The sequence below is a fragment of the Sphingomonas chungangi genome (assembly GCF_013778325.1).
Classification (GTDB): Bacteria; Pseudomonadota; Alphaproteobacteria; order Sphingomonadales; family Sphingomonadaceae; genus Solisphingomonas; species Solisphingomonas chungangi.
Map to the genome: position 1 here is coordinate 543571 of NZ_JACEIB010000003.1, position 14562 is coordinate 558132.

Sequence of the window (14562 nt, forward strand, 5' to 3'; positions counted from 1 at the left end):
TTTTTCAGCGATCCTAGCGCCGGTAGTCGACATCCCTCCAGTCCAGACGCGACAGTTCGTCCTTGCGCGGCCCGACATAGCCGAACAGGAAAGCGCCGACCTTGCGCATCTGGATCTCCTCGCTGCCCTCCGTGATGCGGTAGCGGCGGTGGTGGCGGTAGATGTGCTCGAAGGGCTTGTGCCGCGAATAGCCGATGCCGCCATGCACCTGCATCGCCCGGTCCGCCGCCTCGCAGCAGAAGCGGTTCGCCCAGTAATTGCACATGGACACCTTGTCGGACATGCGCTTGGCGACCTCGGGATGAGGCATCTGGTCCATTTCCCAGGCGGTCTTGCGGATGAAGGCGCGCAGCATCTCGGCCTGCGTGGCGAGTTCGACCAGCGGAAACTGAATTCCCTGATTCTCGGAGAGCGGGCGCCCGAACGGCTTGCGCGCGCGAGCATATTTCACGCTCTCCTCGATGCAATAGGCACCCGCGCCGAGCGAGCTCGCCGCCTGGCGGATGCGGTTCTCGTGGACGAAGGCCTGGGCGAGCGGCAGCCCGTCATCCTCCGGCCCGAACAGCGCGCTTTCCGGCACCCAAACGTCGGTGAGCGAGAAGCGCGGATGGTCGGTCGGCATGTTGAACGTCCAGAGATACTGGTCGATCGCGATGCCCGGCGCGTCGCGAGGCACGAGGAGGCAGCTGATCCCCTTCGCGTCGCCCGGCTTGCCGCTGGTCCGCGCGAAGACCGCGCAGTGGGTGGCGATGTGCATGCCCGTGATCCACATCTTCTCGCCCTCGATACGCCAGCCGGGCACGCCGTCGCGGGTTTCGCGCACCGCCGTAGTCTCCATGAAGGTGGCGTCGGATCCGTGATCGGGCTCGGTGAGACCGAAGCGCACGTCCCGGGTACGGGTCAGTAGGCCGGGGATGAACTCGTCCTTCTGCGCCTGCGTGCCGAAATCGCGGAACATCACGATCAAGGGGTGATTGCCGACCACCGAATGCTCGTTCTGCAGATCGTTGTGCAGGCCGAGCCCCTTGGCGGCGAGGTGCTCGCGGATGACTGTCATCCACAGGTTGCTACCGGCCTCGCCGCCGAACTCCCTGGGCACGGCGAAGCGATAAAAGCCGGCGCGGTCGGCACGGTCCTTGGCCTCGTCCAGCAGGGCCTCCCAATCGTGGCGCGGCAGGCCGTCGCGGTCCCAGTCGGTGCGGGCATATTCGCGGCGATGATCGAAGAAGCGGATGTTGTCGTCCTGCTCTTCCAGTGGTTTGATCTCAGTTTCTATGAAGGCGTCGAGCCGCTTTAGATACTCGACGAGCGCGGGATCAAGATTGAAGTCCATCGGGCGATCCTTCTTCGGTGTCGGTGCGCAGCCGGTGTGCGAGGGCGAGGCCGGGATAGGTCGGCTGATCGATCGCGAGGCGCGCCTCGGCGAGCGACCAGAGCAGGTCCATGAGGCCGGGAGTGGCGGCGTCAAAACGGCCCTCGGCGATCGCATTCGACAGGGTTGCGAGTTGCGCGCCGTCCTCGCCTTCGCTGCCCAGCAATGCGGAGAAGGCGGCGCGCAGGCGCGCATCGCTGGCGCCGGCCTCGTCGATCTCGCGCCGCACGAGATCGACGGCGTTGGCGGCGACGCGCGTGCGGAAGGCGAGGGTGCCGCTCACCGCCGGCAGCACCTCGTTGCGGAGGAAGGCGGCGACCGCTTCGAGGATCGCCGCACTGCCGGGCCTGTCCTGCATCGTCATGGGCCGAACTCGATCAGGCGGAGAAGATCGATCTCGTTTTCGGACGCGCGCCGTGCGATCATGGCGCGTTCCACCGATCGATCCTGCCCGCTTTGGAAAAGAGCGACATAGGAGCGGCAGTTGAGGCCCCATCGCAGGCTGGCCAATGTTTCCCACCAGCGCACCCGCTCGGGATCGACCGGGCCGCCGGACGCGGCCTCATAGGCGCCGTACAACGCCGTGCGCGATCCGAAGCCGCCAGCGGGTGCCTCGATCCGTCCGAAGCGCCACGGCATCGCACAGAACCAGCCGAGATCCTCCATCGGATCGCCGAGATGCACCAGTTCCCAGTCCAGCACGGCCCGCACGCCGTCCGGTGCGATCATCAGGTTGCCGGTGCGGAAATCGCCGTGGACCAGTGCGAGCGAGGCATCGGCCGGGCGACGCTCGACCAGCCACCGGTAGGCCAGCTCGAAGATCGGGCTCGGCGGATCGCAGGTGTCGAGCTCTGCGCGAAGGTAAGCAAGCGTCTCGGCCGGACCGAGCGTCGCCAGCTGCGGCAGCGATGCCGGCGGGACGGCGTGGATGCGTGCGAGGATGGAACCGAGATCGGCGGCGAGGCGACGCCGGACATCGGCGAAAGCGGCATCGCGCAGCAGCTTGCGGGCAATGGTCTCGCCTTCGATCCGGTCGCTGACGAAGCCGCGCCCGAGGTCGTCTCCAGGCATCAGGATGTGCCGCACCGGCGCGACCGGCACGCCGGCCGCGCCCGCCGCCCGGATCACTTCCGCTTCGGTGGAAAGCCCCGCCGCGATATTGCGCTCGAAATCGCCGCCCGGTGCGCGCCGCAGTATCAGCGGCACCTGTCCGGCGGGCGTGATCGCGGCGAAGGCCCATGTTTCCTGACTGGCGCCGCCGGAGAGCCGCTCGGGGATCGAGACGTTGATCGCGCCCGCCGCCAGCCGGGGCGCCAGCGCCCGCAACGGTTCGGCGAGGGCAGTGCCCTCAGCCACCGCGCCGGATCACGTCCGCGGCGCGCCACGCCATCGCCATGGTTGGCCCCTGCGTGTTTCCCGAGGGCACCACCGGCATGATCGAGGTATCCATGACGCGCAGCCCTGCGATCCCGCGCACGCGCAGCTCGGAATCGACCACCGATGCGGCATCCTTGCCCATCCGGCAGCTTCCTACGGCATGATAGCCACAGGTCGCGAACTGATCATAAGCCTGAAGAATCTGCTCGTCTGTCTCGTATTGAGGACCGGGCATGGTCTCCGTGGCGACGATCTCCTTCAACGGGCTCTGCGCGGTGAAGCGGCGCACCGCGCGGATCGCGCCGACCATCGCCCGCCGGTCCTCTTCTGTGTCGCGATGGTTGGGGGAGAGGCATGGCGACGCCTCGGGATCGGCCGACGTGATGTGCAGCGTGCCCGCCGATGTCGGCCGCAGCGGATAGACCACTAGCGACATACCGGGAAACGGTTCGGTGGTGCGGCCCATCTTGCTGAAATCAAGGCTGTGCGGCGCCACCAGAAACTGCACGTCGGGCCGGTTGAGGCCGGGTCGGCTCTTCAGCCACAATCCCATGTCGAAGGTGGCGGAGGAGAGCGGCCCCTTGCCGGTCAGTCCGTAGCGCACGACCTCACGGACCAGCCGCCAGCCGCGATGAATGTTGTTGAAGGAATAGCGGTGATCGGTCAGCCGCCACTGCATCAGCAGGGCGCGATGTTCGATCAGGTTGGCGCCGACGCCGGTCAAGGCATGACGGACGGTTATGCCGAGCGGCTCCAGCACGGCGGGGTCGCCGATGCCCGATCGCTCAAGGATGCCGGGACTGGCCATCGCGCCGGCGGCGAGGATGATGTCGCGCGTTGCCCGCACCTCCTGCGCCGCCCCGCCTTTCAGGTAGCGGATCGCGACTGCCTTCGTTTCTTCCAGCACCACTCGATCGACCGTGGCATCGGTGATCACGGTGACGTTGCGTCGCCGTTCGGCGGGCCTGAGGAAGGCGGTGGCGGCCGACACGCGGCGTCCCTTGTGGACGGTGCGCGGATTGTAGCCGACGCCTTCGTCGTCGTCTGGCACGTTGACGTCTTCCTTCACCGGCAGGCCCATCGCGTGCCCCGCGGCGATCACCGCTTCGTGCCAGGGGCCTCGCACGTCCTTGCCGGGCAGCGATAGCTTGAGCGGCCCGTCACCCCCACGCGTGCCCTCCGCGCCCAGCTCATGCCCCTCCAGCGCGGCGTAGGCGGCGCCGATGTGCCGCCAGTTCCAGTCGTCGCTGGAAAGCTCGGCGATGGCGTCGAAATCGGCGGGCTGGCCGCGCACGTACATGAGGCCGTTGATCGAGGTCGATCCACCGACCACCCGGCCGCGCAGCCAGGTCTCTACCTTGTTGCCGGTACCGGGCTCGGCCTTGGTCGGATAGGCCCAGATGTTGGCGGCGCGGCCCATCAGCTTTGGCACCGCCTTGGGCACGCGGAAGAAGGGATGCGTGTCGCGCCCGCCCGCCTCGATCACCGCGACCGAGATCGACGGATCCTCGCTCAGCCGGTAGGCCAGTACGCAGCCTGCTGCGCCCGCGCCGACGATCACATAGTCATAGGTCTCAGCCGGCATGCTTCCTCCCGTACCCGGTCCGGCGTAGCTCGCCGATTTTCATATTAATCGACTGATTAGCTATAGAAGGTGTCCCGACCGTGCAACCGTCACGAGGCGAGGAAGCCGCCGTCGATGGTGATTGTGCTGCCGCTTTGGTAGCTGCTCGCATCCGACGCCAGATAGATGGCGATGCCGCCGCATTCGGTCGGATGGCCCCAGCGTCGCTGTGGGATGCTGGCGAGGATCCACTCCTCGGTCTTTTCCTTTTCGCGGAAATGGTCGGTCATCTCGGTGCGGATGAAGCCGGGCTGGATCAGGTTCACGCGGATGCCATGGCGGGCATGTTCCGCCAGGATCGATCGCATCAGCGGTGCGAGCGCGCCCTTGCTCGCCGCATAGGGGCCGAAGCGGGGCATGCCGCTATCGGTGCCGGCCGATCCGACCAGCACGATCGAGCCGCCCGGATCCCCCATTCTGGCGCGTGCGACCATGTGCCGACATGCCTCTCGCGCGGTAAAATAGGCGCCGTCGAGATTGATCGCGAGCACTCGGCGGAGATCGTTGGCGGTGGTCTCCACGAAAGGTGTCGCGATACCGCCCGTGCCGGCATTGGCGATCACGGTGTCGATTCGCCCCATCTCGGCGATCGCCTCCGCCATTGCAGCGACGATGGCCGCTTCGTCGGTGACGTCAACCCGTTGAGCGAGCACGTGCCGCCCGCTCGCCGCAAGGGTGTTGCGTGCACATTCATTGCGCTCTGCATTCGATCCCCACAGCACGATATCGGCACCGGCGTCGGCGAGCGCCTGACCCATCGCCAACCCGATGCCAATATTTCCGCCGGTGACCAGCACGGTCTTTCCCGTCAGGTCGAAGGGTGCGTACATGTAGCGTCTCCGGCGGTGGTCGGTGGATGCGTACCAGCACAGCGGCAAAATCGCCCCGCGTCAATCTTTCTAAGCGATCGATTAAATCGGTTGCGGCGGCACACCCGCCTGACTAACCAAGCCGGGACCGCAGGAGAGATGTCCATGACCAGCCCCGACCGCATTCCCGTGATCATCGGCGTGGGCGAGCATGTCGATCGCCCGGCGGATGTGGCGCAGGCGCTTGAGCCGGTCTCGTTGATGGCCGAGGCCGTACGCGCGGCGGACGCCGACGGGGGCAGCGGGCTGCTCAGACGAATCGAGACGATCTCGCTCGTCGGGCTGGTCTCCTGGCGCTATGCCGATCCCGTTTCTCTGTTGTGCGAGAGGCTCGGCATCGATCCGGCGCACAAGGTCAATGCCAGCATGGGCGGCGAGACGCCGATCCGGCTGATCCACGAGGCGGCGGTGCGGATCGCCAAGGGCGAGGGGGGCACCGCCGCGATCGTCGGCGGCGAATCGACCAATGCGCGCAACCATGCCCGCAAGGCCGGCATCGCGCTCGACTGGACGCCGATGGCCTCGCGCGAGGAGGCGGTGCGCTTCCCCTCCAGCCGCTTCGCGATGAGCGAGGCGGCGAAGCATCTCAAGGTTATGGACCCAGCGCAGGTCTATCCCTTCTACGAGATGGCAACCCAGCACGCCTGGGGCGAGACGCCGGCCGAGGCGCAGGCGAAGTCGGCCGCCTTGTGGACCGAATATGCCGAGGTTGCGGCGACCAATCCCTCCGCCTGGATCCGCATCGCGCCGAGCGCCGAACAGATCGCCAAGGTGGGGCCGGACAACCGCCGGATCAACTTCCCCTACCCGAAGCTGATGGTCGCCAATCCGAGCGTCAACCAGGCCGGCGCGGTGATCGTCACCAGCCTTGCCGTGGCGCAGGAGCTGGGCGTCGACGAGGGGCGGCTGGTCCATATCTGGGGCGGAGCCTCGGCGATCGAGCCCGAGGACTATCTGAAGCGGGATCGCTACGACCACAGCACGGCGCAGACCGCCGCGCTCGACAGAGTGGTGGCGATCGCCGGCGGCGACGCGGCGGCGTTCGGCAAGCTGGAACTCTACAGCTGCTTCCCGGTGGTGCCCAAGATGGCGCTGCGCACGCTGGGACTCGATCCGAAGGAGCATGTGCCGACGGTGACGGGCGGCATCACCTTCTTCGGCGGGCCGCTCAACAACTACATGACCCACGCCACCTGCGCGATGGTGCGCGCGCTCAGGGCGGCGCCGGGCGAGCTCGGCCTGCTCTACGGGCAGGGCGGCTACGTCAACAAGCATCACGCGCTGGTGGTAAGCACCCGGCCGCCTGTGCAGCCGCTGGCGCTCGACTATTCGGTGCAGGCCGAGGCGGACGCGGCGCGCGATCCCGTGCCGGAGCTGGCCGAGAACTATATCGGGCCGGCGACGATTGAAACCTACACGGTGCTCTACGGCCGCGACGGGGAGCCGATCGACGGCATCGTCATCCTGCGCACGCCCGACGGCCGCCGCACCATGGCGCGCGTGCCGGAGAACGATGAGGCGACGATGGCGATCCTGCAATCGATGGAAGCCTCCGCGATCGGCACGGCGGGCCACGTCCGCACCGATCCCTTCGGCAAGCCGACGTTCGAGGCGGGGGACGCGCGCGATCCCGCGACCCGCCCGCGCAAATATTGCACGGTCGAGCGCGAAGGCCCGCTCACCATCGTCACGATCGACCGCGCCGACGTGATGAACGCGCTGACGCCCGAGGCCAACGCCGAGCTGGCCGAGGTGTTCGATGCCTTTGCCGCCGACCCGGACCAGTGGGTGGCGATATTCACCGGCGCCGGCGACAAGGCCTTCTCGGCGGGCAACGATCTCAAGGCCACCGCGCGAGCGATGGCGCGGGGCGCATCGACCGACATGCCGCTCACCGGCTTCGCCGGCCTCACCGGGCGGCACGATCTGACCAAGCCGGTGATCGCGGCGGTGAACGGGGTGGCGATGGGCGGCGGCTTCGAGATCGCTCTGGCCTGCGACATCATCGTCGCCGCCGACAATGCTGTCTTCGCGCTGCCCGAGCCGCGCGTCGGCTTGGCCGCGCTGGCGGGCGGGCTGTTGCGCCTGCCGCGCCAGATCGGGCTCAAGCAGGCAATGGGGATGATCCTCACCGGCCGCCGCGTCGGTGCGGAGGAGGGGCAGCGGCTCGGTTTCGTCAACGAGGTGGTGCCGGCCGGCGAGGCTCTGGCCGGGGCGAAGCGCTGGGCCGCGCAGATCCTCGAATGCAGCCCGATGTCGATCCGCGCTTCCAAGCAGGTGACGCAGCTCGGCCTGTCCGTGCCGTCGCTGGCCGATGGCGAGCGGGGACAGCGCGGCGCCTCTGCGGTGAAGGCGCTATTCAAGTCGGCAGACGCGCGCGAGGGACCGCTCGCCTTCGCGCAGAAGCGCAAGCCGGAATGGAAGGGGCGCTGACATGGATCTCGACTGGAGCGCGCAAGAGATCGCCTTCCGCGACGAGGTGCGCGCCTTCCTCGCCGAAAACCTGACCGACGAGTTGCGGGACGCCGGCCGGCTGATGACCAGCGTCTATGCCGATCACCGGCTGCAGGTGGAGTGGCAGCGCCGACTCCATACGCGCGGTTGGGCGGCGCCTGCTTGGCCCACAGAATATGGCGGCGCCGGCTGGAGCGTGGCGCAGCGCTACATCTACACGCGCGAGCGGGTCGCGGCCGGCGCACCGCCGGTCTCGCCAATGGGCATCCAGATGTGCGGCCCCGCGATCATCGGCCACGGCACCGCCGAGCAGAAAGCCTATTTCCTGCCGCGTATGCTGAACGGCGAGCATTTCTGGTGCCAGGGCTATTCGGAGCCGGGCGCCGGCTCCGACCTCGCCGCGCTGCAGATGCGCGCCGATGCGGAAGGCGACGATCTGGTGCTCAACGGATCGAAGATCTGGAACACCCATGCCGACGTCGCCAACTGGTGCTTCGCGCTGGTGCGCACGGCGAAGCTGGCCAGGCCGCAGCAGGGCATCACCTTCCTGCTGGTGCCGATGGATACGCCCGGCGTCAGCGTGAAGCCGATCGTCGCGCCGTCCGGCGAGCACATCCAGAACGAGATACTCTTCGAGGATGCGCGCGTGCCAAGGGCGAACGCCGTCGGCGCGATCGATGATGGCTGGACGGTCGCCAAATATCTTCTGGAGTTCGAGCGCGGAGGTGTCGCCTATGCGCCCGAGTTCCAGGCCCGGCTGGACCTGATCGAGGAGGCCGCCGCCGAAGCCGGCATCGCCGACGATCCCGGCTTTCTCCTCCGCCTCGCCGAGGCGCGCATCCGCGTGGCGACGCTGGAGACTTACGAGTTCCGTGCGATGTCGGCGGGTGGAGCGCCGGGCATGTCAGCCTCCGTCATGAAGGTGATGGGCACCGAGCTCGCCCAACACATCACCGAGCTGGGGCTGGAGGTCGCCGGCCGCTACGGCATCGCCTACCAGCCGCAGGGCGCGCGGCCGGGCGGGCCGGTGGCGTTGCCGCATGGCGAGGGGCCGGTGATCGGCCCGCTCTTCGCCGCGCTAGCGCCGCTGCGCTACCTGAACGAGCGCGCCGGGACGATCTACGCCGGCTCCAACGAGATCCAGCGCAACATCCTGAGCAAGATCCTGCTCGCCTGACCGCGCTTGGCCCATCGCACGAATCTTGACTTTTTCGTCGATCTGAGACTATTCTAACGATAGTAGATTTAACCGCCACCGCATCACGAAGGACCGCCATGAACCTGGCAACGCCCGTCCGCGCCAACGAGCGCGTCGTCCCGACGCTGGAGAGCCTGAGCGCCAGCCAGATCGCCGCGATCCGCGCCATCCCGTCGCACGACCACAGCGAGATCCGCGCGATCGAGGCGTCGCGCCCGGCCAGCATCTTCACCGATCCCGCTCGCTTCGCGCTGGAGCAGGAGACGGTGTTCCAGGCGCTGCCGGTGCCGATCACGATGAGCGCGGTGATCCCCAAGCCGGGGAACCTGATCGCGACGGATGCCTACGGCAGGAACATCATCGTCGCGCGGGGCAAGGACGGTGTGGTGCGTGCCTTCCTCAACGCCTGCTCGCACAAGGGATCGAAGCTCATCGAGACGAGCGAGCCGCAATCGGCCAGCCGCCTCGTCTGCCCTTATCACGCCTGGACCTTCGGGCTGGACGGCAAGGTGCTGGGCGTGCCGCGCGCCGAGACCTTCGCCAATCTCTGCAAGGCAGATCGCCCGCTGGCGCAGCTGGAATGCCTGGAGAAGGGCGGCATCGTCTGGGTCGGCCTCGACCGGAACCGCTCCTATGATTTCGGCACGCTCGACGATCAGCTGGAGATCGACTTCGAGGCGTTCAACCTGCCACGGATGCACCTCTACGGCCGCAAGGTGTTCGATCTCAAGGCCAACTGGAAGCTGGTGCTGGAGCCTTTCCTGGAAGGCTATCACGTCCAGCGTCTTCATGCGGCGTCGGTCGGTCCGCTGTTCGCCGATGTGCCGAGCACGGTCAGCCTGCTCGGCCGCAACATCCGCCAGACATCGGGCAAACAGGCCTTCACGCCGGACATCCTCGATATCCCGGGCGAGAATATCCACAAGTCGGTGACCCACGCCTATCAGGTCTTCCCGAACCTCGTGGTCGTCACCAGCCCCTATTATATCAGCATCATGATCCTGGCGCCGCGCGCGGCCGACCGGACGATCGTCGACTATATGATGCTGACCCGCGAGGCGCCGGACAATCCCAAGGCGGAGGAATTGTTCTCCCGCTCCTACGAGATGATCCTCAACGTCTTCGGCGGCGAGGACTTCCGCGCGGCGCAGATTTCGCAGGAAGGCCTGTCGAGCGGCGCGCTGGAAAATGTGATCTATTGCGGGCTCGAGGAGATGATCCCGACCTTTTACGGAATGCTCGAAAAGCAGATGGGGATCTGATCCGAAAATATCCGTTCGTGCCGAGCTTGTCGAAGCACTGCCCTTTTCTTTGATGACGTAATAGGAAAGGCAGCCCTTCGCCAAGCTCCGCGCGAACGGTTTTGCCTTCAGGCCTTCAGGTTCAGCTCCTTCATGTGCCTCGGTAGCGGCGTGCGCAGTTCGGTGAGCTCGAACAGACCCTCGCCCAGTCGGCCGCCGCACTCATATTGCATCAGCCCGTTCATGCCGAAGAAATCGCCGCCGTCGGCCCACCCGGCGCCGCCGACCAGTGCGTTGGAATCGGCGCGGCCCGTCACCCGCCACGCTCTTCGGGCATCGGTATAGACGCGCGCGTCCATCGCCACCGGCGAGACGCCGTCGTCCGCCACCTGCGCGCCGAAGGTAGCATCGACGATGCGGTGGATCGCGCCCTTCTCCAGCACGTAGCCGAAGCTGTTGCGCCCGTTCTCGTCGTCAAGGCCATAGACCGAAAAAGCGAGGTCGTCGCCGAACGCCGCCCAGAAATAGCGGCCGCTCTTGTGGCTGGCGAGCTTGCGCGGCCCCCAGCTGTGATCCTGCCAGGCGCTGCCCGCCACCGCGATCGTGCGATCGCCGACGCGCACCGTGCCGCTCATCCAGCCCATCGATTCGTAATGGCCCTTGCCGAACTGCAGGCCGCCGGGATTGAAATCGAGCGTCAGCGGATCGGTGAAGGCTCTGTAGTCGATCGAAACCTCGACATCGCCCGAGACGCGCAGGCCCACCGATCGCCCGCCGTCGCCCGAGGTGAAGCGCAGCACGCCGACGGTCACGTCGTCGAGATCGGCGTCCGGCATCGGGATCGCATTCTCCTGCGACCGCGCCGCAACCACGCCATCCACCGACACGAGGCTCCAGACGTGTGCCAGCCGCTCATAGGGGCAGAAGCTGATATGATGGTGCCCGCCAACCCGGCGGCGCGCATCGTACCAGCCGATGAAAAAGCTCTCTTGCCAATAGGGATCGGGTGCCTCGGGTGCGTGGCGCTTGAGATCCTCGGACGTGACGGGTCGCATCGCTATCTCCTTAGGCGGTGAGCGCCTCGACGGTGGCGAGGTCGGTGATGGCGGCGCCGGCCCGCTCGGCCCAGGCGCTGCAGATGGCTTCGCTGTGGTGCGTGGTCGGGCAGAGGGCGTTCAGGAACGACCAGCCGGCGCGGCGGCGATAGGCGAGCCACGCGGCGTCGAAGTCGGGCGCATCCCCACCGCTCGCTGCCAGTCGGTCGAGATAGCGACGCAGCAGCGTCTCCTGATGGGCGCGGCGATCCTCGACGGTCATGGCGATGATCAACAGATAGGCGACGTCGACCGACCAGTGGGCGAGCATTGCCGTCTGCCAGTCGAGCAGTCCGAGCGTGCCATCCGGCTCGTAGAACATGTTGCCGGTGTGCGCGTCGCCGTGGACAAGATGGTGGCGGCCGTTCTCGCGATCGAACACCTGCATCCGTCGCAGCGCCGCCTCCATTCGTGGACGGTCGCGCAGCGCCTCGGGCAGTTTTTCGAAACGCGGGCTGATGCAGGCGGCGGCCCAATAGCCGAAATATTCGCCGATCACGTCGACCTGCTCGATTCCGCTCGACTCGGAGAGCCAGGGGAATGCGGCGATCAGGTCCGGTTCGCGCCGGGGCGCGGCGTGCAGCCCGGCAAGCTGGTCGATCGCCCGCTCGGCCTGTTCGATCGACAGCGCCTCGCCGGGGATGCCGAAGCGGGCATGGCGTGCGGTCAGATCCTCCAGCAGCAGGATGGCGCGGCCGCCGTCCGGATCGACATGGGCGTAATAAGCGTCCGCGCAGTTGATCGGCAGACGGGGCGCGAGATCGCGGTAGAAGCGCGTCTCGGCGGCGTAGAGCGGCTCGGAGCGGACGCTGTGCGCCTCGAACCCGCCTTTCAGCCACATCGCCTCGGGTGCGCCCGCGGGCTCGGCGTACTCGATCAGCAATTGCGCCTTGGTGGCCATGCCCCGGATCACCGTGCCGAAGCGGAAGCCGTCGATACGCACGCCGGGGAAGCGTGGCGCGAGCGCCTGCTCCAGCCACGCGACATCGACATCCTCCAGCGCGGCGAGCGTCACAGCGTCGCCTCCGTCCCGAACACGGCTGAGCTGAGCAGCGGCGTCTGCGGCCCGCCGGTGACGAGGCAGGTCTCGGCACCCGCCACCGGGTTGCTCGATTCGCCGCGCAGCTGGCGCACCGCCTCGGCGATCAGACCCATGCCGTGGGCATTCCCTTCCGCGATCAGCCCGCCACTGGTGTTGACAGGCATGCGGCCGCCGTCGGCGATCAGATTGTCGAAGGTGAGCAACTCCGGCGCCTCCTCGATGGAACACAGTCCGTGGCTGATGATCGCCGCCACCGCCGGCCCGCTGAAATTGTCGTAGATTTGGGCGACGTCGATTTCCTTCGGACCGAGCTTGGCCATCGCCCAGAGCCGGCCGGCGATCGCCTCGAACCCGCCCGATCCATAGTCCGGCTCGTTCTCCCACGCCTCGCCGATCGTCCCGCCTTGCGCGACGCCGAGCAGATAGACCGGCGGCTTGCGCAGAGCGCGCGCCCGACGGGCGCTGGTCAGGATCACCGCGACCGAGACGTCGTTCTCGCGCGAGCAATCGTAGAGGCCGAAGGGATCGACGATCGGCCGCGCCGCATCGTAGGTCGCCGCGTCGAGCGTTTTGCCATAAGCCTGCGCGCGGGGATTGCGCGAAGCGTGGTGATATTGCGCGCGGACCAAAGCACTCAATGCCGATCGCGGCACGCCGTCATGGATCAGCCGCTCGGTCTTGAGGCCGCAAATCTGCGCGGGAGAACTGATGCCGTGCAGCGTGTAATGCGGCCCCATGTCGTAATGCGCGACCGCATCCTGCAGCCGCCCGCTCGATGCCTCGGCGATGGTGCGATAGACCACGACGATCTCCGCCTGCCCGGAATGGATCGCCGCCGCCGCCGCGCCGACCGCCGCGACCGATCCGCCGCCGCCGCCGCCCCAGGCCATGCTGGCCCAGCGCATCTCCCGCGTGCCGAGCCCGCGCATCAGCGTGTGGCCGGCATTGCGATCGTCCGCATAGGAAGCGAAGCCGTTGATATCGCGCGGATCGATGCCGGCATCCGCGCATGCCGCGACGATCGCCTGCAGGGTGAGCAGGGTCTCGTCGCCCGGCGCCTTGCCATGGCGGTAATACGGCGTCTCGCCGACGCCGACCGCGGCGATCGCGCCCCTCATCGGGCGAGCTGCCAGCGCAGCGCGGTGTGGTCCGGTGTTTCCTGCGGGAAACCCGTGACGCGCGATCCGATTGCGAGGCCCTCGGCCGGCCCGTCGAGCAGGCCGAGCAGCCGCGCCCCGCCGGCATCGGGCAGTGCGACGAGCAGCACGGGGTAGGGAATCTTGTCGACCATCCCGGGCGAGAAAGGGTGGCGGGTCCAGCTCAGCGCATGGACGATGCCTTCCATCGGCACCTCGGGCCATTCCATCTCCCAGCTGCCGCACGCGCCGCAGCGCCATTGCGGCGGCCAGCTCCAGCGCGCGCAGCCGGCGCAGCGCTGGATGCGCAGCACGCCCCCGGCGAGGCCTGCCCAGAAGGGCGCGTCTACCGTATCGGCGGGCGGCGCGCCGTGGCTCATGCGTTGCGCGCCATCAGGCCGCCGTCCACCGGGATCACCGCGCCCGTCAGGAAGGAGGCGGCGGGCAGCGCGATGCTTAGGACCATGTGGGCGATCTCCTCCGGACAGCCATAGCGGCGCAACGCGGTGCGCCGCGCGGAGTAGGCGACCTTTTGCTCGTCGGGGATGGCGGCGGTCATGCCGGTCAGGATCGGGCCGGGGCAGATGCAGTTGACGGTGATGCCCTCTTTGCCGAGCTCGACGGCCAGCGAGCGTGTCAGGCCGACGACGCCCGCCTTGGCCGCTGAATAGGCGCTCAGGCCCGCCGTCGCGCCCAGTGCCTCGGTTGAGGCGATATTGACGATGCGCGGATATTCCGACCGGCGCAGATCGGGCAGCGCGTTGCGGATCAGGCGCTGCTGAGCGGTGAGCAGGACCGCGACATGGCGATCCCATTGCGCGTCGTAATCCTCGGCGTCGATCGGGATCATCGCCGAGATGCCGGCATTGTTGACCAGCACGTCGATACCGCCGAGCGTCGTTGCCGCTCGCGCCGTGGCATCGCGGACGCTCGCGGCATCGCTGACGTCGGCCTGGATCGTAAGGATTTGGCCTGCTTCGCCCGCAAGAGAACGAAGGCCGGCCGCGTCGAGATCGAGCGCCGCTATGGCGGCCCCTTCCTGTGCGAAGAGCAGGGCGGTCGCGCGGCCAATCCCGCTCGCGGCGCCGGTGACGATCACGCGCGCCCCGGCGATCGATCGCGGCCCGCCCTCCATGCCTCTCTCCGCTCCTGCTT

At 67.7% G+C, this 14562-nt stretch carries 13 protein-coding genes; 3 read left to right on the forward strand and 10 right to left on the reverse strand.

Annotated features, from left to right (window positions below):
- Window positions 1-13: 13 nt before the first annotated feature.
- From HZF05_RS06865 to HZF05_RS06885, 5 genes are all read right to left on the reverse strand, one after another.
- On the reverse strand, window positions 14-1333 hold the full coding sequence (locus tag HZF05_RS06865) for an acyl-CoA dehydrogenase family protein (RefSeq protein WP_160363616.1): 1320 nt from the start codon (window positions 1331-1333) through the stop codon (window positions 14-16).
- Window positions 1317-1736: a DUF6285 domain-containing protein gene (locus HZF05_RS06870; RefSeq protein WP_160363617.1), complete on the reverse strand. Its 420-nt coding sequence runs from the start codon at window positions 1734-1736 to the stop codon at window positions 1317-1319. Before HZF05_RS06870 ends, HZF05_RS06865 begins: the two co-directional genes overlap by 17 nt.
- A complete protein-coding gene (locus HZF05_RS06875) occupies window positions 1733-2728 on the reverse strand; it encodes a phosphotransferase family protein (protein ID WP_220129731.1) in 996 nt (331 codons plus the stop codon). Before HZF05_RS06875 ends, HZF05_RS06870 begins: the two co-directional genes overlap by 4 nt.
- Window positions 2721-4334, reverse strand: coding sequence for a GMC family oxidoreductase (locus HZF05_RS06880; protein ID WP_160363618.1), 1614 nt, complete (start codon window positions 4332-4334; stop codon window positions 2721-2723). The genes HZF05_RS06875 and HZF05_RS06880 overlap by 8 nt, the downstream gene beginning before the upstream one ends.
- Window positions 4335-4423: 89 nt before the next feature.
- Window positions 4424-5203, reverse strand: a complete 780-nt coding sequence (locus tag HZF05_RS06885; RefSeq protein ID WP_160363619.1) for an SDR family NAD(P)-dependent oxidoreductase — start codon at window positions 5201-5203, stop codon at window positions 4424-4426.
- 144 nt (window positions 5204-5347) lie between these two features.
- Between HZF05_RS06885 and HZF05_RS06890 the strand changes: the two genes are divergently transcribed.
- From HZF05_RS06890 to HZF05_RS06900, 3 genes are all read left to right on the forward strand, one after another.
- Window positions 5348-7675, forward strand: a complete 2328-nt coding sequence (locus HZF05_RS06890) for an enoyl-CoA hydratase-related protein (protein WP_160363620.1) — start codon at window positions 5348-5350, stop codon at window positions 7673-7675.
- A gap of 1 nt (window position 7676) precedes the next feature.
- Window positions 7677-8873 (forward strand): acyl-CoA dehydrogenase family protein, encoded by a 1197-nt coding sequence (locus tag HZF05_RS06895; RefSeq protein WP_160363621.1) that lies wholly within the window; start codon window positions 7677-7679, stop codon window positions 8871-8873.
- Between the two features lie 98 nt (window positions 8874-8971).
- Window positions 8972-10156 (forward strand): aromatic ring-hydroxylating oxygenase subunit alpha, encoded by a 1185-nt coding sequence (locus HZF05_RS06900; RefSeq protein WP_160363622.1) that lies wholly within the window; start codon window positions 8972-8974, stop codon window positions 10154-10156.
- A gap of 107 nt (window positions 10157-10263) precedes the next feature.
- On the opposite strand, the gene HZF05_RS06905 is transcribed toward HZF05_RS06900, so the two are convergent.
- Genes HZF05_RS06905 through HZF05_RS06925 form a run of 5 tightly spaced genes read right to left on the reverse strand, consistent with a single transcriptional unit; the run spans window position 10264 to window position 14542 of the window.
- Window positions 10264-11190: a DUF7064 domain-containing protein gene (locus HZF05_RS06905; protein ID WP_160363623.1), complete on the reverse strand. Its 927-nt coding sequence runs from the start codon at window positions 11188-11190 to the stop codon at window positions 10264-10266.
- Between the two features lie 10 nt (window positions 11191-11200).
- The gene (locus HZF05_RS06910; RefSeq protein ID WP_160363624.1) at window positions 11201-12244 is read right to left on the reverse strand and encodes a phosphotransferase; all 1044 of its coding nucleotides are present in this window, start codon (window positions 12242-12244) and stop codon (window positions 11201-11203) included.
- On the reverse strand, window positions 12241-13389 hold the full coding sequence (locus HZF05_RS06915) for a thiolase C-terminal domain-containing protein (RefSeq protein WP_160363625.1): 1149 nt from the start codon (window positions 13387-13389) through the stop codon (window positions 12241-12243). The genes HZF05_RS06910 and HZF05_RS06915 overlap by 4 nt, the downstream gene beginning before the upstream one ends.
- Window positions 13386-13787, reverse strand: coding sequence for a Zn-ribbon domain-containing OB-fold protein (locus tag HZF05_RS06920; protein ID WP_160363626.1), 402 nt, complete (start codon window positions 13785-13787; stop codon window positions 13386-13388). Before HZF05_RS06920 ends, HZF05_RS06915 begins: the two co-directional genes overlap by 4 nt.
- A complete protein-coding gene (locus HZF05_RS06925; RefSeq protein WP_160363627.1) occupies window positions 13784-14542 on the reverse strand; it encodes an SDR family NAD(P)-dependent oxidoreductase in 759 nt (252 codons plus the stop codon). The genes HZF05_RS06920 and HZF05_RS06925 overlap by 4 nt, the downstream gene beginning before the upstream one ends.
- Window positions 14543-14562 lie beyond the last annotated feature (20 nt).